Genomic DNA, 18,311 nt, shown 5'->3' on the forward strand with positions numbered 1-18,311 from the left:
TACTTGCCGTCAGGCAGGACACAAGTAGAAATCGCCGGAATGTCATAAGTTTTATGCATTCCGGCGGCAGTGGGTCAAAGATTAAACAGCCTGGAGGTATGTGCGGCGCTTAACTGGCCTTTCTGATGCGCGGTAAGTCAAACGCTTTGCGTAATTCGGAGACAAAGGCCTGATCCTGACAAATGGTTTTACCGGGGCTGTCGGAAAGCTTCGCCACCGGTTTACCGTTGCACTCCACCAGTTTAATGACGATATTCAACGGATTTACGCCCGGAATATCACAGGTCAGCCGCGTGCCTATACCGAACACCAGATTGATCCGCCGCCAGAAATGGCGGTAGATATCGAGGGATTTTTCGAGGTTTAAATTATCGGAGAACACCAGCGTTTTGCTTAACGGGTCGATGTTCAAACGCTGATAATGCGCGATGGCCTTTTCGCCCCAGTCGATGGGATCGCCGGAGTCATGGCGTAGTCCCTGGTAAGCATTGGCGAACGGATAGTCGAAATCACGCAGGAATGCATCCATCGTAATGCAATCCGTCAGCGCGATGCCTAATTGATCGGGGTATTCGTGCAGCCACATCTGCAAGGCGGCGCGCTGGCTGTTGGCAAGCTCCTGACTGATGCGCTGGTGAGCCTGAAACCACTCATGAGCCTGCGTGCCGACGGGCGTCAATGCTAACCGGTGGGCCAGGTCATAGTTGCTGGTGCCGATTAAATAAGGAAACTCGGCCTGCAACGTACCGACGATCGCTTGCTGTACCTCACGGGAGAAGCGGCGACGAGTGCCGAAATCCATCAGTTTAAAATGGCGGGTATCGATATCCGCGCTGAGGGTGCGAAAGCGCGCCAGCGTTTTTTGCAATTGCTCGATCGCCTGCTCAGGGCCGACCTGGGGCGAACGATTGCGATGCACGACCTCGCTAATCACGGCCAGCAAGGGGACTTCCCATAAAATCACTTCGCGCCACGGTCCGGCGATGCGGATATCCAGTTGTCCGTGGTGATTTTTGATGCTGACCTGCTGTGGATCGAAACGGAATTGACGCAACCAATCGAGATAATCCTGCTCAAAGAAAGGCAGAGAGGAAAGATAGCGATATTCGTCGTCGCTCAATGCCAGGAAACGCATCAGCGCCACCTGCTCGGTTATCTCTTCAGCATAGATTCCTAACAATTCGTCACTGCGGCAGCGGAATTCCGCTGCGACATCGACATGATAATAATGGTGGTACACCGCCTGTTGCATATGCAGCTTATAGGCGTCGGTATCCAGTAACGACGTTAGAATCGGGGGAGAGTGTAAAGTCATAATGCGTTACAGCATCCTCGTTAGACGTATGTCCATCGTCGGGACAATCGGCAAGGTTCGATCAGTATACCTTGCTTCTGCAAATAATACCTTATCACAACATATTGGGGTGCCTAACGCGAGATTCAAACGTGCTCTGTCGGGATTATTATTCTCATTATTTTGTCGTGGTAACATTGACGTAACAGGCATAGACTGGGTTCCTGAAGCTTATGACGAGGTGAAAACTTTATATGAATCAACAGCCACAAGTGAAATATCGCCAAGATTACCGGGCGCCGGATTACACTATTACGGACATTGCGCTGAATTTCGACCTGCATGCGGAGAAAACCAAGGTAAAAGCGGTGAGCCGGGTCGTGCGGCAAGGCGAGCCGGGCGCGCCGCTGAAGCTGGATGGCGAAGGCCTGACGCTGCTGAGTCTGCATGTTGATGGCTCGTCATGGCCCCATTATCAGGAATTGGATGGCGGGTTATTGCTGACGCAGTTGCCCGCCGAGTTCACGCTAAGCATCGAAACGGAAATCAATCCGGCGGCCAATAGCGCGCTGGAAGGGTTGTACCAGTCCGGCGAAGCGCTGTGTACGCAGTGCGAGGCGGAAGGTTTCCGCCACATTACCTATTACCTCGATCGCCCGGACGTGCTGGCGAAATTCACCACCCGCATTACCGCGGACAAAGCGCGTTATCCCTACTTGTTATCTAACGGCAACCGTATCGCCCAGGGCGATCTGGATGATGGGCGCCATTGGATCGAATGGCAGGATCCTTTCCCGAAACCCTGCTATCTGTTCGCGTTGGTCGCCGGGGATTTTGACGTTTTGCAGGATCGTTTTACCACCCGTTCCGGCCGCGATGTGGCGCTGGAGCTCTATGTCGATCGCGGTAATCTGGATCGCGCCGGTTGGGCGATGACATCATTGAAAAATGCCATGAAGTGGGATGAAACCCGCTTTGGGCTGGAGTATGACCTCGACATTTACATGATTGTCGCGGTGGACTTCTTCAATATGGGCGCGATGGAAAATAAAGGCCTGAATGTCTTTAACTCCAAATACGTGCTGGCGAAGGCCGAAACCGCAACGGATAAAGACTACCTGAATATTGAAGCGGTGATCGGTCACGAATATTTCCACAACTGGACCGGCAACCGCGTCACCTGCCGCGACTGGTTCCAGCTCAGTCTGAAAGAAGGTCTGACGGTTTTCCGCGATCAGGAATTCAGTTCGGATCTGGGATCGCGCCCGGTTAATCGGATCGATAATGTCCGGGTAATGCGCGGGGCGCAGTTCGCCGAAGACGCCAGCCCGATGTCGCACCCGATACGACCCGATCAGGTGATAGAAATGAATAACTTCTATACGCTGACCGTGTATGAAAAAGGCGCGGAAGTGATCCGCATGATGCATACCCTGCTGGGCGAGGAGAAATTCCAGGCAGGCATGCGCCTTTATTTTGAACGTCATGACGGCAGCGCGGCGACCTGCGACGATTTTGTGCAGGCGATGGAAGACGCTTCCGGCGTGGATCTCGCGTTGTTCCGCCGCTGGTACAGCCAGTCAGGCACGCCGGTGCTGACGGTCCGCGACGACTACGATGCGCAGTCCCGGCAATACACCCTGACCGTCAGTCAGATGACGCCGGTAGGCGCCGACAAACAAGTAAAACAGCCGCTGCACATCCCGCTGGATATCGAACTGTATGATGAGGGCGGGCAGGCGATCCCGCTGCAAAGCAACGGCGAGACGTTGTCTTCGGTGTTGAACGTCACCGAGGCGCAACAAACCTTTGTTTTCGATCAGGTGCCTTGCCAACCGGTGCCTTCTTTATTGCGTGAGTTCTCCGCGCCGGTAAAACTCAATTACGCCTGGAGCGACGATCAACTGACATTCCTGATGCGTCACGCCAGCAATGCATTTTCTCGCTGGGACGCGGCGCAAAGCCTGTTGGCGAACTACATTCGTCTGAATGTGGCGCGCTATCAGCAAAAGCAGCCGCTTTCTCTGCCGATGCATGTCATCGATGCTTTCCGCGCGATCTTGCTGGATGAGAATCTGGATCCGATGCTGGCGTCGCAGATCCTGACGTTGCCGAGTGAAAATGAAATCGCCGAACTGTTTGAGATCATCGATCCTGTCGCCATTGCCGCCGTACGCGATGGCCTGGTGCGGGCGATGGCGAAAGAAATGGCGGATGAATGGCTGGCGGTTTATCGCAACAATCAGGTGCCGCAATACCGCATCGCGCATGAGGACATCGGCAAACGCGCGTTGCGCAATGCGTGTCTCTACTATCTGGCGTTCGGCGACGCCGCCCAGGCCGACAAGCTGGTGGCCGCGCAGTATCAGCAGGCCGATAATATGACCGACTCGCTGGCGGCGCTGTCCGCGGCGGTGAGCGCGCAGTTACCGGCGCGGGATGAACTGCTGCGCCGTTTTGACGATCGCTGGCATCAGGATGGGTTAGTCATGGATAAATGGTTTGTCTTGCAGGCGACCAGCCCGGCGGCCGATGTGCTTGCGCGGGTGCGCGCGCTGTTGCAACATCGTTCGTTCAGTTTGAATAATCCAAACCGTTTGCGTTCGCTGATCGGCGCCTTTACCGCATCCAACCCTGCGGCGTTCCATGCGCAAGACGGCAGCGGCTATCGCTTCCTGACGGAGGTGCTTACCGACCTCAACACGCGCAACCCGCAGGTCGCCGCGCGCCTGATCGAGCCGTTGATCCGTTTAAAACGCTATGACGCCGGACGCCAGGCGCTGATGCGTCAGGCGCTGGAGCAGTTAAAAACGCTGGATAACCTGTCCGGCGATCTGTTCGAGAAAATCGGCAAGGCGTTGCAGGATTAAAGCAGGGTTCGATATTGATCTCTACGCAAGCCCTTTGGTCTGCGTTAGATCATTGACCAAGTCGCCATGGGTGATAACGAATTCAAATCCGTGATTCCCGCGCAGGCGGGAATCAGCCGATGGCAGCCAATGGTTTCAGCGAAAGCTCCCCGCCTGCGCTATTCCTGCCCGAGAAGGAATAGCGCAAGCCTCCGTGCGCAATCGTTTTACTTTCCTGCCTGATGGAATTACCATTTCCGCCCAACGCTAAAGAGTATTCTGACTTTATTTATTTGCGATTGGGATCTCAGGAGACGATATGTTCTATCCCGTTATCAGGAAAGCCTTATTTCAGTTCGATCCAGAACGAGCACACGAACTGACCTTCCAACAATTACGCCGTATTACCCACACGCCTTTTGAATTTCTCGTCCGACAATCAGTTCCCACCAAACCCGTAAACTGTATGGGACTGTCATTTAAAAATCCGCTGGGTCTGGCCGCCGGTCTGGATAAAGACGGCGACTGTATCGATGCGCTGGGCGCCATGGGATTTGGTTTCATTGAGGTGGGTACCGTCACGCCGCGTCCGCAGGCCGGCAATGATAAGCCGCGACTGTTCCGTATTGTTGAAGCGGAAGGATTGATTAATCGGATGGGATTTAATAATCAGGGCGTCGATTACCTGGTTGAGAATGTAAAAAAATCACGCTTTGGCGGCGTATTAGGGATCAATATCGGCAAAAATAAAGATACGCCGGTCGAGCAGGGGAAAGACGATTATCTGATCTGTATGGATAAGATCTATGCGCATGCGGGTTATATCGCAATAAATATTTCTTCACCCAATACGCCGGGATTGCGCAGCCTGCAATATGGCGAGGCGTTGGACGATCTTTTACTGTCTATAAAGAATAAACAGGCAGAGTTAAATGAGAAATATCAGAAATATGTCCCGGTAACGGTGAAGATCGCGCCGGATCTTTCTGAAGCGGAATTGATCCAAATAGCGGATAGTTTAGTGCGCCATAATATTGATGGCGTGATTGCCACCAATACCACGCTCGATAGAAAACTGATCCAGGGATTAAATCACTGCGGGCAGACCGGAGGATTAAGCGGTCGTCCTTTACAGTTGCAGAGCACGGAAATTATCCGTCGCTTATCTCAGGAATTAGCGGGCCGTCTGCCGATTATCGGCGTCGGCGGGATTGATTCACTGATTGCCGCCCGTGAAAAACTCGACGCGGGCGCGACGCTGATTCAGATATATTCCGGTTTTATTTTTCGTGGACCGGGCCTGATTAAAGAGATCGTTACACATATTTAATCATTTCGCTGATTCATTTATCTCCGGGGGTTTATTTATTCCCCCGGCTAGTCTATATTTTATCCGTTTTCGTGCATAAATTTATCAACACCTGCCGGGTTTTTATTGCAGCATTTTGCAATCAGCCGTTTCCGATATTGGTGTAATCGACAGTAAGAAACGAAGGGTAGAATAATATGAAGTTAAAACCTGACGATAATTGGCGCTGGTATTTTGATACTGAACACGATCGGCTGATGTTGGATCTTGCCAATGGCATGTTATTCCGTTCTCGCTTTCCGTCTAAAATGTTAACGCCGGATGCGTTTAATGAAAGCGCGTTCTGTGTTGAAGATGCGGCGCTGTTTTTCACCTATAACGAGAAATGCCGCAAGATGGCGTTGAGCCGGGATCTTCAGGGCGAATTAATATTGAATGCGCTGGTCGCCTGTCGTTTTCTTAAACCGCTGATGCCCAAGAGTTGGCATTTCGTACAGCAGCCTTCAAGTAATTCCTTTACCCCGCAAGCGGGTGACATTGTGCAGGCGCAATTAACGGAAAATCATGATACGGCCTGTTTTTTGGTCGCGGAAGCGAGCGATAAAGCCAGCCTGTGTTTGCTGGCGCAGGAACACCTTGAGCTTAATAACAAAAGAATGATCCTCGGCGATGCGATAAAAATCATGCATGACAGATTATTACCGGTCGCTATCGAGGATGCCGATAATCAGGGCGTATCGCCTGTACGGTATGCCAAAGTGGTTTAACATCGACAAGCTTAGCGCAGGCTGATATCGCTTTTCGGTATGCAGCTACAGGCGAGGATTTCGCTATTTTCGCCGATTGCGTTTTTCTTCAGCGGTGACACTTCGCCACTGACTAAAGTCAGCTTACAACAGCCGCAAACCCCGGCGCGGCAGGAATAAGGAATGCGAATTCCCTGTTGCTCCAGCTGTTCCAGCAGGATTTGCTGATTATTTCCCGGCAGGCTTTTTCCCTGATACTCAATAACGACTCTTTGTTCGTCTTGCCGCGGGGCGGGAAGAGATTCATCCGTTTTGCCGCCGCCATAGATTCTGGGTGGTTTGCTCGCCAGCACTTCCAGCGTATCGCCAACCCGAATCAAACCGGTATTGCGGGCAATCAGATTCTGACCAAAATCAATATCGCCGTTTTCCGCGGTGCGAAACGACCGTAGCGTCGTCAGCGGCTCGCCCGCGGGATGTTTTTTGCCGCGCTCAAGACTGACCGTGGTCAGAACGCAGCGGCTACAGGGTTTAACCACATCGAAAATCACGTCGCCGATGCGAATGGTCCGCCAACTGTCTTCGGCAAACGCCGCAGCGCCCGCGATGGTCAGATTAGGGCGGAACTGTGCCAGGTTGATGCCCGCCGGACAGCGTTGGCGAAGCAACTGGAAAGAGGCTTCATTGATCAATAAAAAAGGGTAGCCGTCGGCAAAAGAGAGCGGCACCTCAGGATGTTTGTTTACCCGACGGGACGGTTCGTTGCCTACCCAGCGTAATTGCACCTGGCGCTTGAAATAGCGGCTTAGCCAATGATTGATAACATCGGGGGCGATTTGCGCCGTAAAGTGGTTGCCCCAGACTTCCGTTGGCTGCGGCGCGCTGATGAAATCCGTAAAGCGGATGCCGGCGCTTTGACCGTCAGGGGCTGAAATAAACAAACCGTCCGGCAGCAACGCCGGGGTGAACAGCACCATCTGGGGATACTGGCGGGCGGTGATAAAGGTTCCGTCGGTTTCCGTGATCATAAAGGCGCGGTCATGCGCCAGACCGCTCGCAGACGCGAGGGCATGGGACAACTGCAACCCGCGCATGGATTTTACCGGATGAATATAAAGCCGCGTGACGCCAATCACCTTGTACTCCTTGTGGAAGTAAAACGGCAACTTTATGACAAGCGTCACGGATTAGCTATAATGCGCCTCAATTTTCTTTATTGGTGATATCGACGATATGAATGCTCTGTTTGCCAGCACGGCCCGTGGTCTGGAAGAATTATTAAAAAGTGAGCTTGAAGCGCTGGGCGCTCAGGCCTGTGCCGTGGTGCAAGGCGGGGTGCATTTTCAGGGTGATAATCGCTTACTGTATCAAAGCCTGCTGTGGAGTCGGCTGGCATCGCGTATTTTGCTGCCGCTGAATGAATTCAAGGTACACAGCGATCTGGATTTGTATCTGGGCGTGCAGGCGATTGACTGGTCGACGATTTTCAGCGTGGACAAAACCTTTGCCGTGCATTTTACCGGCACCAATGAAGAGATCCGCAATAGTCAGTATGGCGCTTTAAAAGTAAAAGACGCGATTGTGGACAGCTTCAGCCGCAAGACAGGGCAGCGTCCCGATGTGGCTAAACAGCAGCCCGATATCCGCATCAATGTTTTTTTACAGCGTGATACCGCCAGTGTGTCTTTGGATCTCAGCGGCGAGGGGTTGCATCAACGCGGTTATCGCGATCGGGCCGGACTGGCGCCGTTGAAAGAAAATCTGGCTGCGGCGATCGTCTTGCGCTCAGGATGGCGGCAAGGCACGCCGCTGGTCGATCCGATGTGTGGTTCCGGCACGTTGTTGATTGAAGCCGCGATGATGGCCGCCGATCGCGCGCCCGGTTTGCATCGCACCCATTGGGGATTTAACGCCTGGCTACAGCATGACGCGCAGCTGTGGCGCGACATCACCACGGAGGCGCAGCAACGCGCGCGCCAGGGATTGCGGGATACGACTTCCCGCTTCTTTGGTTCGGATAACGATCGTCGGGTGATTGACATTGCCCAAGCCAATGCGCGTCGCGCCGGCGTGGGCGAGTTAATTACGTTCAGCGTAAAAGACGCCGTGCAGTTGCAAAATCCGTTGCCGGCAGGGCCGGAAGGCACCATCGTCAGCAACCCGCCGTATGGTGAACGCCTGGAGAGCGAACCGGCGCTGATCGCGCTGCACAATATGCTGGGGCGCAAGATGAAAAGCGAGTTCGGCGGCTGGCAGTTGTCGCTGTTCAGCGCCTCGCCGGAATTGCTCAGCTGCCTGCAATTGCGCGCCGAGCGTCAGTTCAAAGCGAAAAACGGCCCGTTGGACTGCGTGCAGAAAAATTATCAGTTGGCGGAGAGTCAGGGGAGCGGCGGCGGACAGATTGCGGAGGATTTCGCCAACCGCCTGCGTAAAAACATGCGCAAGCTGGATAAGTGGGCGCGCCAGCAGGGTATCGAATGCTACCGCCTGTATGACGCCGATCTGCCAGAATACAATGTGGCGGTCGATCGTTACGCCAGTTGGGTCGTGGTGCAGGAGTATGCGCCGCCGAAAACCATCGACGCGCAGAAAGCGCGTCAGCGCCTGTTCGACGTCATTAATGCCACGCTGAGCGTGCTGGAACTGCCGTCGAATCGGTTGATCCTGAAGACGCGCGAGCGTCAGAAAGGGAAAAGCCAGTATGAAAAACTGGCGCAGAAAGGCGAATTTTTGCTGGTAGAAGAGTATAACGCCAAGCTGTGGGTCAATCTGACGGATTATCTGGATACCGGGTTGTTCCTCGATCACCGTATCGCCCGCAAAATGCTGGGCGAAATGAGTCAGGGCAAAGATTTTCTCAATTTGTTCGCCTATACCGGCAGCGCCAGCGTGCATGCCGGATTGGGCGGGGCGCGCAGCACCACCACCGTGGATATGTCGCGCACCTATCTGGAGTGGGCGGAAAAGAATCTGCGGGCCAACGGTCTGACCGGGCGTCAGCACCGGCTGATCCACGCGGACTGCCTGTCGTGGCTGCGCGAGGCCAATGAACAGTTTGACGTGATTTTCATCGATCCCCCGACGTTTTCCAACTCCAAACGGATGGAAGATTCGTTTGACGTCCAGCGCGATCATCTGACGTTGATGAAAGATCTCAAGCGCTTGTTGCGTCGGGGCGGGACGATCATGTTTTCCAATAATAAACGCGGATTCCAGATGGATATAGCGGGATTGACGGCGTTAGGTCTGACGGCGAAAGAGATCACCGACCGTACGCAGTCACAGGATTTTGCCCGTAACCGTCAAATTCACAACTGCTGGCTGCTAGAGCATGCCGGCGAGGAAAAGTAATAGCGATGTCATTAATCAGTGTATCGGGCGCATGGCTGTCATTCAGCGATGCCCCACTGTTGGATAACACGGAACTTCATATTGAAGAAAACGAACGCGTTTGTCTGGTCGGCCGCAATGGCGCGGGCAAGTCGACGCTGCTGAAAATACTGGCGAAGGAAATTCCGCTGGATGACGGGCGGATCACCTATGAGCAGGATTTGATCGTCGCCCGGCTGCAACAGGATCCGCCGCGCGATGTCGCCGGCACTATCTTTGATTTCGTCGCCGAGGGCGTGGCCGCCCAGGCGGATTATCTGAAAGATTATCACGCCACGCTGCGTCTGGTTGAAACCGACCCCAGCGAAAAGAATATGAATCAGTTGGCCAAGTTGCAGGATATCCTGGAGCATCAGGGACTGTGGCAATTGGAAAGCCGCATTCATGAGGTGCTGGAACAGTTGGGACTGAAGGCCGATGCGCCGCTGGCGTCGCTGTCCGGCGGCTGGTTGCGTAAAGCGGCGCTGGGGCGAGCGCTGGTCAGTTCCCCCAGGGTGCTGCTGCTGGATGAACCGACCAACCATCTGGATATCGAAACCATCGACTGGCTGGAAACCTTCCTGAAAACCTTTCAGGGCAGCATTGTGTTCATTTCCCATGACCGTTCCTTTATCCGCAATATGGCGACCCGCATTGTCGATTTAGATCGCGGCAAGCTGGTGTCGTGGCCGGGAAATTACGACAAGTATCTGGCGGGGAAAGAAGAAGCGCTGCGGGTGGAGGATCTGCAAAATGCGGAGTTCGATCGCAAGCTGGCGCAGGAAGAAGTCTGGATCCGTCAGGGGATTAAGGCCAGGCGCACGCGAAATGAAGGCCGGGTGCGCGCGCTGAAAGCGATGCGCCAGGAACGTTCGCAGCGTCGGGAAGTCATGGGCTCGGCGAAAATGCAGGTGGAAGAAGCGGCGCGCTCCGGGAAAATTGTCTTTGAGCTGGAAGATGTTGATTATCAGATCGATAATAAAGTATTGATCCGCAATTTCTCGGCGCAGGTACAACGCGGCGATAAAATTGCGCTGGTCGGGCCGAACGGCTGCGGTAAAACCACGCTGCTCAAGCTGATGCTGGGCGAACTGGCGCCGACCCGCGGTCGAATTCACTGCGGCACCAAACTGGAAGTGGCTTATTTCGATCAGCACCGGGCCGAGCTTGATCCTGAGCGTACCGTGATGGACAACCTGACGGAAGGAAAACAGGAAGTCATGGTGAATGGCCGTCCGCGTCATGTGCTCGGTTATTTGCAGGATTTTCTGTTTCATCCCAAACGGGCGATGACGCCAGTCAAAGCCTTATCCGGCGGGGAGCGCAACCGTTTATTGCTGGCGCGTTTGTTCCTGAAGCCCAGTAATTTGCTGATCCTCGATGAACCCACCAACGATCTGGATGTGGAAACGCTGGAACTGCTGGAAGAGCTGATCGACGGTTATCAAGGGACGGTGTTGCTGGTGAGCCACGATCGGCAGTTTGTCGATAACTCGGTGACGGAATGTTGGATCTTTGCCGGCGACGGCAACGTCTCCCGTTATGTCGGCGGCTATTATGACGCCCAGAGGCAACGCGCCGAATCGACGCCTTTGCGCACCGTTGCCGAAGCGTCGGCGTCATCGTCTTCGCCCGCCGACGGACGAACCGCACAGCCCGCTAAACGCAATACGGCTAAACTGAGCTATAACCAGCAGCGCGAGCTGGATCAGTTGCCGTTGCAAATAGAACAGCTGGAACAGCAGATAGCAGAGCTGCAAACGCAAATGAATGATCCTGACTTCTTTAGCCGCCCGCATGCAGAAACACAGCAGGTGCTGACCGCATTGGCTGAAACTGAAAAAATGCTGGAATCCTGTTTTGAACGCTGGGAGTTACTCGAAGCGCAAAAAAACGGTTAATTTTGCAATAGACGGCCTGCGCGCGCTGTAAGCGGCGTCAGGCCAAAGGAGGCGGCTGGCAGTGTGTTCCCATGACCATCATCAACATGATGACTATATGCTGTGTCCGCAGTGCGACCTGATGGTCGAACTGCCGCGATTGTCGCATGGTCAAAAAGCGGTTTGTCCTCGTTGTAAAACCGCATTAACCAGTAAGCAGGCGGAACCGCGGAATCGGCCGCTTGGTTACGCATTCAGCGCATTATTTATGCTGCTGGTGGCCAACTTGTTCCCCTTCGTGAATATGCGGGTCGCCGGGATAACCAGTGAAATCACGCTGGGTGAAATCCCTAAAGTGATGGCGGCGGAGGATTATGTCAGCGTCGCGACTCTCTTCATGCTGTTTGTGCAGCTTGTTCCCGCCTTGAGCATGTTGACGGTGATTTTGCTCTGCCTGCATGCCTCGTTGCCGTTGCCATTGAAAAAAATCATGGGCAAGGCGCTGTTTCTGCTGAAAAGCTGGGGCATGGCGGAGATTTTTCTGGCCGGCGTGCTGGTCAGTTTCGTCAAGCTGATGGCTTACGGGGATATCGGCATCGGCACCAGCTTTATGCCTTTTATGCTGTTTTGCGTGTTGCAATTGCTGGCGTTTCAAAGCCTGGATCGCCGCTGGCTATGGAATGATATCGCGCCGCCGCCGGCGTTGCCGGCGCTGCCGCGCACGGGCGACAGCGGGCTGTCGCAAGGACTGCGATCCTGCCCGTGCTGCACGGCGATACTCCCTGCGGATCAACGGGTTTGCCCGCGTTGCCGCAGCCGCGGATATGCCCGCAGGAAGCATAGTTTACAGTGGACGATGGCGCTGCTGATCACCTCGATTATGCTTTATATTCCCTCGAATCTGATGCCTATCATGGTGACGGAATCGCTGGGAAATCAGACCGGATCGACGATTATGGCGGGAGTGATCCTGCTGTGGGGTACTGGCTCATATCCGGTGGCGATGGTGATTTTTATCGCCAGCATCATGGTGCCGACGCTGAAGATGGTGGCGTTAGGCTGGTTATGCTGGAGCACGCATGGCAGAGAAAAACGCGATCGCGAGCGTTTGCACGTAGTGTATGAAATCGTGGAGTTCGTCGGCCGCTGGTCGATGATCGATGTATTTGTTATCGCCGTGCTGTCGGCTCTGGTGCGAATCGGGCGACTGATGAGCATTTATCCTGCGATCGGCGCCGTGTTGTTTGCTTCCGTGGTGATTCTGACTATGGTTGCTGCTATGACATTTGATCCCCGGCTACTGTGGGATCGCCGTGAAGTTTTTCATAAGGAGTCCTCCGTTGACGAAAGATAAATACGCCGTTGCGGATGTAGAAACGATTAAACGCTGGTCGCCGGTCTGGATTGTTCCCATCGTTACGGTGCTGATTGGCGCGTGGATATTATTTTATCATTTCAGCCATCAGGGGCCGCAGGTTACCCTGATCACCAGTAATGCCGAAGGCATCGAGGCGGGGAAAACGACGATCAAAAGCCGCAGCGTCGAGGTCGGCGTGGTGGAAAGCGTCGAACTGAGCGACGACCTCCACCGCGTGGAAATCAAGGCGCGTCTGCATGATGATATGGATAAGCTTTTGAAGGAAGATTCGGCGTTCTGGGTGGTGAAACCGCAGGTGGGACGCTCGGGAATTTCCGGTCTGGGTACCTTGCTGTCAGGCGTTTATATCGAGATCCAGCCGGGTTCGCACGGCGAAGAGAAAAAGGAATTCAGGCTGCTTGATACGCCGCCTTTGGCATCTCCCGATGCCAAAGGCATTCGTATTGTTCTTGATAGCGAACAGTCAGGTCAGTTGAATGCCGGCGACCCGGTGTTGTTCCGCGGCTATCGGGTGGGGACGGTTGAAACCAGCGAGTTTGACCCCAAGGCGCGTAAAATTCGCTATCAGCTGTTTATCTCCGCGCCTTACGACATTCTGGTGACCAGCAATGTCCGTTTCTGGAAGGACAGCGGCGTCGCGTTCGATATGTCCGCCCAGGGGATGCGGGTGGAGATGGGGTCGTTAGCCACGCTGTTCAGCGGCGGCGTCAGCTTTGATGTGCCGTCAGGCTGGGAGCAGGGCGAGGTCGCCAAGCCGCTGGCCGAATATACCCTGTTTGACGATCAACATAGCATTCAGGATTCCCTGTATACCGAATACAAGGAGTACCTGATGTTTTTCAACGAATCGGTACGCGGTTTGCAGCCGGGCGCGCCGGTTGAATTCCGCGGCATTCGGTTGGGGACGGTAGCTCAGGTGCCGTTTTTCACCAAGGATCTGAAACAGGATATTGATAACGATTACCGCATCCCGGTGCTTATTCGCATTGAACCGGGCCGTTTCGCCAAGGATCTGGGCAACGACTTCAACTTTGAACAGCATCTGTCCCAGTCTCAACCGCAGGGATTACGGGCGGCGTTAAAAAGCGCCAATATGCTGACCGGCTCGCTGTTTATCGATATTGATTTCTATCCGCGGGAAAAATCCAACGGCAAGCTGGTCACCATCGACGGCTACCCGGTGCTGCCGACCGTGAGCGGCGGACTGACGCAGATTCAGCAAAAGCTGATGGCGATATTGGATAAGGTTAATGGATTACCGTTAAATCCGATGGTGAATCAAGCGACGCAAACGCTGGCGGAAAGTCAGGCAACGCTACGGGAAATGCAAAAAACGCTGGCTTCGCTGAATAAGATCACCGCCAGCAAGGCCATGCAGGATTTGCCGCAGGATATGCAGAAGACCTTACTTGAACTGAATCGCAGCATGAAGGGCTTCCAGCCCGGCTCGCCGGCCTACAATAAGATGGTGGCGGATATGCAACGCCTGGATCAGGTTCTGCGTGAACTGCAACCCGTACTGCGTACCTTAAATGAAAAGAGTAATGCTCTGGTGTTTGAGGCATCGGGCAGTGAAGATCCTCAACCGAAAAAGGCAAAACAATGATGAAAGGATGGACTCTGGCGCTGGCGCTGCTGCTGAGCGCCTGTAGCGGCAACTCGCAAAAAACCTATTATCAGTTACCGTCAACGCCTGACGAGGTTGCGTCGGTTGAGAAAACGGCGACCGGTCAGCAACTGTGGCTGGAGCACGTCAGCGTGGCGGATTATCTGGCGAGTTCGGGTTTGGTTTACCAGACCAACGATGTGCAATACGTTATAGCCAGTAATAATTTGTGGGCCAGTCCGCTGGATCAACAGCTTCAGCAATCGCTGGTGGCCGATTTAAGCCGTGGGATGCCGGGATGGCTGGTAACGACGCAGCCGCAGGGCGGCGAACAGTCGGTGCTGAATGTGTCGGTAACCGCGTTTCACGGGCGTTATGACGGCAAGGTGGTGATCGGCGGCGAGTGGGTGCTGAATCATCATGGCCGGGTGTTCAAGCAACCGTTTCATGTCGTGCTGCCGCAGTCCGAAGATGGTTATGACGCGTTGGTAAGAACCCTGTCTCAGGGATGGCGGCAAGTTGCTCAATCCATCGCCCGGCAAGTCGCCGCCGCAGATTAATCCCCGTCCTTAACGGAGCCTCTGAGAGGGTAGGTGAAGTAGCCTATCTCTTTCAGAGGCTTTATTTTTTTGTTCTTTTCCTTGCGCCGGCGCTGCTGTTTGCTTTGGGGAAAATTCTTATTTTAGTTCATAAATGTGACATTGGCGTGAATTTTGCGCCTTGATCTTTGGCGTCGTAATGGCTATTCATAAGCTGTGATTGCCTAGAAAGTAATCACTGTTTTTTTTCCACCAGATAAATAATGAGGGAAATAAGGCATGAAGAGACAGAAACGCGATCGCCTCGAAAGGGCTCATTCACGTGGTTATCAAGCAGGTATTTCCGGCAGACCAAGGGAGCTTTGTCCCTATCAATCTTTAAATGCGCGGTCTTACTGGTTGGGAGGCTGGCGCAAGGCCATGGAGGACAAGGCGGTAACGGCTTAACTCGCCTTGTCGTTAAACAGGGAGTAGCCTCCGCATTGGCGGGGGCTTTTTTTATGGTGCGCCTTGACGGGCGCTGTCCTCTGATTTTGCTGGTCAAAGGGCTGCCTGACGGTTCGGCCATTAATAATGACAAAATGACGACAATATCACGCGTTTTTTTGCTGAGAGACGAAAACGTTATTCAAATTACCGACAGAAAAACTATTCATTCTGGATAAAGAGGGCTATAACCGAACCGAATTGGCATGTATAGTGAATAGGGAACTTTAGGTTTTATTGCTGTTGCATTCGAATTTAAATGCGATAGAACGCGGGTAAAAATGATGAACACGCATGTAGGGATTATCGCCATTTCGTATATATATATGCGAATTTCGGGATACGCTGTTCAATTTTTCGCTGTCGAGTTGTTCTAAATGGCGGGTTCAGTAACGTGTTGAAGTAACAGGTTTTTTAACTGATTAAATTCGTACTGTTATATTTATTGGCTATATACTTATAATTGAAATTCGATGATGAAAATAACGATTCTGGTCGACAATAATACATTAATTGATACCTATCTGATTGGCGAGCCCGGCGTTTGCTATCTGATAGAACAGGAAGGGAAAAGTATTCTCTTTGATACCGGCTATTCAGACGCTTTTATTCTCAATGCGCTCTCTATGGGGATTGATCTGCGTAAGTTAGACTATATCGTGTTTTCTCATGGCCACAATGATCATACCTGGGGGTTAATGCATTTAATCCAGTATTACAATAAAATCAATTTCCTCCCTGAAAAAGAGATACAGATTATTGCTCATCCCGAAGCGTGGTTTAAAAAATGTGAAAATAAAAACGTCATTGGAAGTTTGCTGACGCCGGATTCATTACCCCCTTTTTTCAACGTTATTAACACAACGGAACCTTTTTGCCTCGGCGACGAACTGTTCTTTTTAGGTGAAATTCCGCGGCTGAACCCTTTTGAAGCGCAAGAAACGATCGGTGAATGTCGCGGCGTGGACGGCAAATATGTTTCTGATTCTGTGCGTGATGATAGCGCCCTGGCGTATAACGGCAAAGAGGGGCTGGTGATTATTACGGGATGTTCGCATTCCGGCGTCTGTAATATTATCGATTACGGCATGACCTTTTTCAAACAGGAAAAAATACAATCTGTTATCGGCGGCTTCCATCTTTTGAACGCGGAGAGGGAACAGCTTGATTTTACCGCCCAATTTTTTTCCTCATTGAATGCTCGCGTTATTTATCCCTGCCATTGCACCGATCTCGCCGCGAAAATAGCTTTATCAAAGACCGCAAATGTTGCGGAGGTCGGCACCGGATCCGTATTTGATTTTTATTGAATAGCGTTTCCAACTGGGGTTTCCCTGACGACAAACAATCAGGCCGACGGTTATCCCGGCGGCGCTGAGGAAAAAGAGGGGGTTAGTCATGGTGTATCGGATTACTACGGGAACCACTTTTCATAGATGGCCTGGTAGCGGCCGTTCTGTCTAATTTTATCGAGCGCGACATTGAATTTGTTCGCCAGTTCCTCGTTGCCCTTGCGAACCGCGATACCCAGACCGATGCCGAAGTAGTCTTTATCGGTGATTTTATCGCCCAGGGCGGCGAGCGTCGGGTTATGCTTCAGCCATTCATTGATCACCGCGGTATCGCTGAAAACGGCGTCCAGACGACCGCTTTTCAGATCCAGCACGGCATTTTGATGGCTGTCATAGGGTACCGTGGTGATATCGGCGTATTGTTCCTGTAGATATTTCTGGTACGTGGTGCCATTTTGCACGCCGACGCGTTTGCCTTTCAGCGCATCAATAGCGGGATATTTACCTTTCTGCGCGATGAATAACGCCGAGTTATCATAATACGGCTGGGTAAAGCTGACCTGCTTCTGCCGCTCCGGCGCGATGTCCATGCCGGCGATAACCGCATCAAAACGGCGATAATTCAGACCGGGAACCAAGCCGTTGAATGCCTGATTGGTGAACGTGCAGGTGACCCGCATCTCTTTACACAGCGCATTCGCCAGGTCGATATCAAACCCTTGTATTTTATTATCGGCATCAATAAATTCGAATGGCGCATAAGAGGCTTCCGTCGCGAAACGGATGGTTTCGGCGGCGCCGACAGAGAGGCTGTATCCCGCCAGCAAGGCGGCGAAAATCAATTTTTTCATTATTATCTTCCTGATAGCAATTAATATGATAAATAATCGGCGCATTCTGCTGTCCGAAACCGGGGAAACTTTCGGAATCGGTTAATACCCGCGTATCCCCTGACGGACAGAGTAAATTAATATCAAATAGCGCCTGATGCGCGTTATAGAAACAGTTAATGCCGATTCATTAAATGCTCATGCGCGAGAAATAAACAGGCATCAATATCTTTATAACGGCAAAAAAGTATTTCTATAATCAATACGTATTGTAATTTACTAATAATCTATTTTTATAGTTATATTTCAGTTGAGTATTTTCGTTTTCCGAATAAGCGAATGGTTTTGTCGGGCGGAGAATAAATCAGACGGATAATTGCTGATTTCTTTATTCAGCAGTCGCGGCAGAGGTAAAATAGAACGAGACTTGCGGCGGGATTGACTCGCGCCTTTCGTGGCGCTCGCCCTGCGGGCCGCCGTTGGCGGTCCAAAACGGCGTTCCTGCCGTTTTGTCGAGCCCTGACGAGGTTTCTTATCAGTCCATCAACGTATAAAAGAAAACGCCCCTGACTTGCGTCAGGATTGACTCGCGCCTTCCGTGGCGCTCGCCCTGCGGGCCGCCGTTGGCGGTCCAAAACGGCGTTCCTGCCGTTTTGTCGAACCCTGGCGAGGTTTCTTATCAGTCCATCAATATATAAAAGAAAACGCCCCTGACTTGCGGCGGGATTGACTC

At 52.7% G+C, this 18,311-nt stretch carries 13 protein-coding genes and 1 pseudogene; 10 read left to right on the forward strand and 4 right to left on the reverse strand.

Features of this window, described 5'->3' with window-relative positions:
• Nucleotides 1-109: 109 nt before the first annotated feature.
• Nucleotides 110-1,315 carry a nicotinate phosphoribosyltransferase gene (pncB, locus tag ABRZ28_RS12350; RefSeq protein ID WP_330520377.1) on the reverse strand — a complete coding sequence of 402 codons (1,206 nt, stop codon included), beginning with the start codon at nt 1,313-1,315 and terminating at the stop codon, nt 110-112.
• A 233-nt stretch (nt 1,316-1,548) separates the two neighbouring features.
• On the opposite strand from pncB, the gene pepN reads away from it, so the two are divergent.
• The 3 genes from pepN to ABRZ28_RS12365 all read left to right on the forward strand — a co-directional run bounded on the left by pepN (nt 1,549) and on the right by ABRZ28_RS12365 (nt 6,219).
• Entirely contained in the window at nt 1,549-4,164 is a 2,616-nt protein-coding gene (pepN, locus tag ABRZ28_RS12355) for an aminopeptidase N (RefSeq protein ID WP_330520378.1), read from the forward strand.
• A gap of 298 nt (nt 4,165-4,462) precedes the next feature.
• Nucleotides 4,463-5,473, forward strand: coding sequence for a quinone-dependent dihydroorotate dehydrogenase (pyrD, locus tag ABRZ28_RS12360; protein ID WP_330520379.1), 1,011 nt, complete (start codon nt 4,463-4,465; stop codon nt 5,471-5,473).
• Nucleotides 5,474-5,649: 176 nt separating this feature from the next.
• Entirely contained in the window at nt 5,650-6,219 is a 570-nt protein-coding gene (locus tag ABRZ28_RS12365) for a cell division protein ZapC (protein ID WP_330520380.1), read from the forward strand.
• A gap of 11 nt (nt 6,220-6,230) precedes the next feature.
• Here ABRZ28_RS12365 and ABRZ28_RS12370 read toward each other — a convergent pair whose 3' ends face one another.
• Nucleotides 6,231-7,334, reverse strand: a complete 1,104-nt coding sequence (locus ABRZ28_RS12370) for a YcbX family protein (protein ID WP_330520381.1) — start codon at nt 7,332-7,334, stop codon at nt 6,231-6,233.
• A gap of 97 nt (nt 7,335-7,431) precedes the next feature.
• Between ABRZ28_RS12370 and rlmKL the strand changes: the two genes are divergently transcribed.
• The 7 genes from rlmKL to ABRZ28_RS12405 all read left to right on the forward strand — a co-directional run bounded on the left by rlmKL (nt 7,432) and on the right by ABRZ28_RS12405 (nt 16,766).
• A complete protein-coding gene (gene rlmKL / locus ABRZ28_RS12375; RefSeq protein ID WP_330520382.1) occupies nt 7,432-9,549 on the forward strand; it encodes a bifunctional 23S rRNA (guanine(2069)-N(7))-methyltransferase RlmK/23S rRNA (guanine(2445)-N(2))-methyltransferase RlmL in 2,118 nt (705 codons plus the stop codon).
• Nucleotides 9,550-9,554: 5 nt separating this feature from the next.
• Nucleotides 9,555-11,468, forward strand: a complete 1,914-nt coding sequence (locus ABRZ28_RS12380; RefSeq protein WP_330520383.1) for an ABC transporter ATP-binding protein — start codon at nt 9,555-9,557, stop codon at nt 11,466-11,468.
• Nucleotides 11,469-11,529: 61 nt separating this feature from the next.
• Nucleotides 11,530-12,801: a membrane integrity-associated transporter subunit PqiA gene (gene pqiA / locus ABRZ28_RS12385; protein ID WP_319602723.1), complete on the forward strand. Its 1,272-nt coding sequence runs from the start codon at nt 11,530-11,532 to the stop codon at nt 12,799-12,801.
• Complete coding sequence (pqiB, locus tag ABRZ28_RS12390) at nt 12,788-14,431, forward strand: intermembrane transport protein PqiB (RefSeq protein WP_319602722.1); 1,644 nt, start codon at nt 12,788-12,790, stop codon at nt 14,429-14,431. Before pqiA ends, pqiB begins: the two co-directional genes overlap by 14 nt.
• Entirely contained in the window at nt 14,428-14,991 is a 564-nt protein-coding gene (pqiC, locus tag ABRZ28_RS12395) for a membrane integrity-associated transporter subunit PqiC (protein ID WP_330520384.1), read from the forward strand. Before pqiB ends, pqiC begins: the two co-directional genes overlap by 4 nt.
• Nucleotides 14,992-15,249: 258 nt before the next feature.
• Complete coding sequence (rmf, locus tag ABRZ28_RS12400) at nt 15,250-15,417, forward strand: ribosome modulation factor (protein ID WP_319602720.1); 168 nt, start codon at nt 15,250-15,252, stop codon at nt 15,415-15,417.
• 515 nt (nt 15,418-15,932) lie between these two features.
• Nucleotides 15,933-16,766 (forward strand): MBL fold metallo-hydrolase, encoded by an 834-nt coding sequence (locus ABRZ28_RS12405; RefSeq protein ID WP_319602933.1) that lies wholly within the window; start codon nt 15,933-15,935, stop codon nt 16,764-16,766.
• A gap of 104 nt (nt 16,767-16,870) precedes the next feature.
• On the opposite strand, the gene artJ is transcribed toward ABRZ28_RS12405, so the two are convergent.
• Together artJ and ABRZ28_RS12415 are read right to left on the reverse strand one after the other, a co-directional pair.
• Nucleotides 16,871-17,599: an arginine ABC transporter substrate-binding protein gene (artJ, locus tag ABRZ28_RS12410; protein ID WP_330520385.1), complete on the reverse strand. Its 729-nt coding sequence runs from the start codon at nt 17,597-17,599 to the stop codon at nt 16,871-16,873.
• An 82-nt stretch (nt 17,600-17,681) separates the two neighbouring features.
• A pseudogene (locus ABRZ28_RS12415) lies at nt 17,682-17,765 on the reverse strand (arginine ABC transporter ATP-binding protein ArtP); the annotation flags it as partial.
• Between the last annotated feature and the right edge of the window lie 546 nt (nt 17,766-18,311).

Origin of the sequence: Brenneria sp. g21c3, assembly GCF_040240345.1 — a bacterium.
GTDB lineage: Bacteria > Pseudomonadota > Gammaproteobacteria > Enterobacterales > Enterobacteriaceae > Brenneria.

Bases quoted from the DNA above. Each gene is read 5' to 3' on its own strand.
- ABRZ28_RS12405 (WP_319602933.1), top strand. From the start codon at position 15,933: ATGAAAATAACGATTCTGGTCGACAATAATACATTAATTGATACCTAT.
- artJ (WP_330520385.1), bottom strand. From the start codon at position 17,599: ATGAAAAAATTGATTTTCGCCGCCTTGCTGGCGGGATACAGCCTCTCT.
- ABRZ28_RS12365 (WP_330520380.1), top strand. From the start codon at position 5,650: ATGAAGTTAAAACCTGACGATAATTGGCGCTGGTATTTTGATACTGAA.
- ABRZ28_RS12380 (WP_330520383.1), top strand. From the start codon at position 9,555: ATGTCATTAATCAGTGTATCGGGCGCATGGCTGTCATTCAGCGATGCC.
- pyrD (WP_330520379.1), top strand. From the start codon at position 4,463: ATGTTCTATCCCGTTATCAGGAAAGCCTTATTTCAGTTCGATCCAGAA.
- pqiC (WP_330520384.1), top strand. From the start codon at position 14,428: ATGATGAAAGGATGGACTCTGGCGCTGGCGCTGCTGCTGAGCGCCTGT.
- rlmKL (WP_330520382.1), top strand. From the start codon at position 7,432: ATGAATGCTCTGTTTGCCAGCACGGCCCGTGGTCTGGAAGAATTATTA.
- rmf (WP_319602720.1), top strand. From the start codon at position 15,250: ATGAAGAGACAGAAACGCGATCGCCTCGAAAGGGCTCATTCACGTGGT.
- pncB (WP_330520377.1), bottom strand. From the start codon at position 1,315: ATGACTTTACACTCTCCCCCGATTCTAACGTCGTTACTGGATACCGAC.
- pepN (WP_330520378.1), top strand. From the start codon at position 1,549: ATGAATCAACAGCCACAAGTGAAATATCGCCAAGATTACCGGGCGCCG.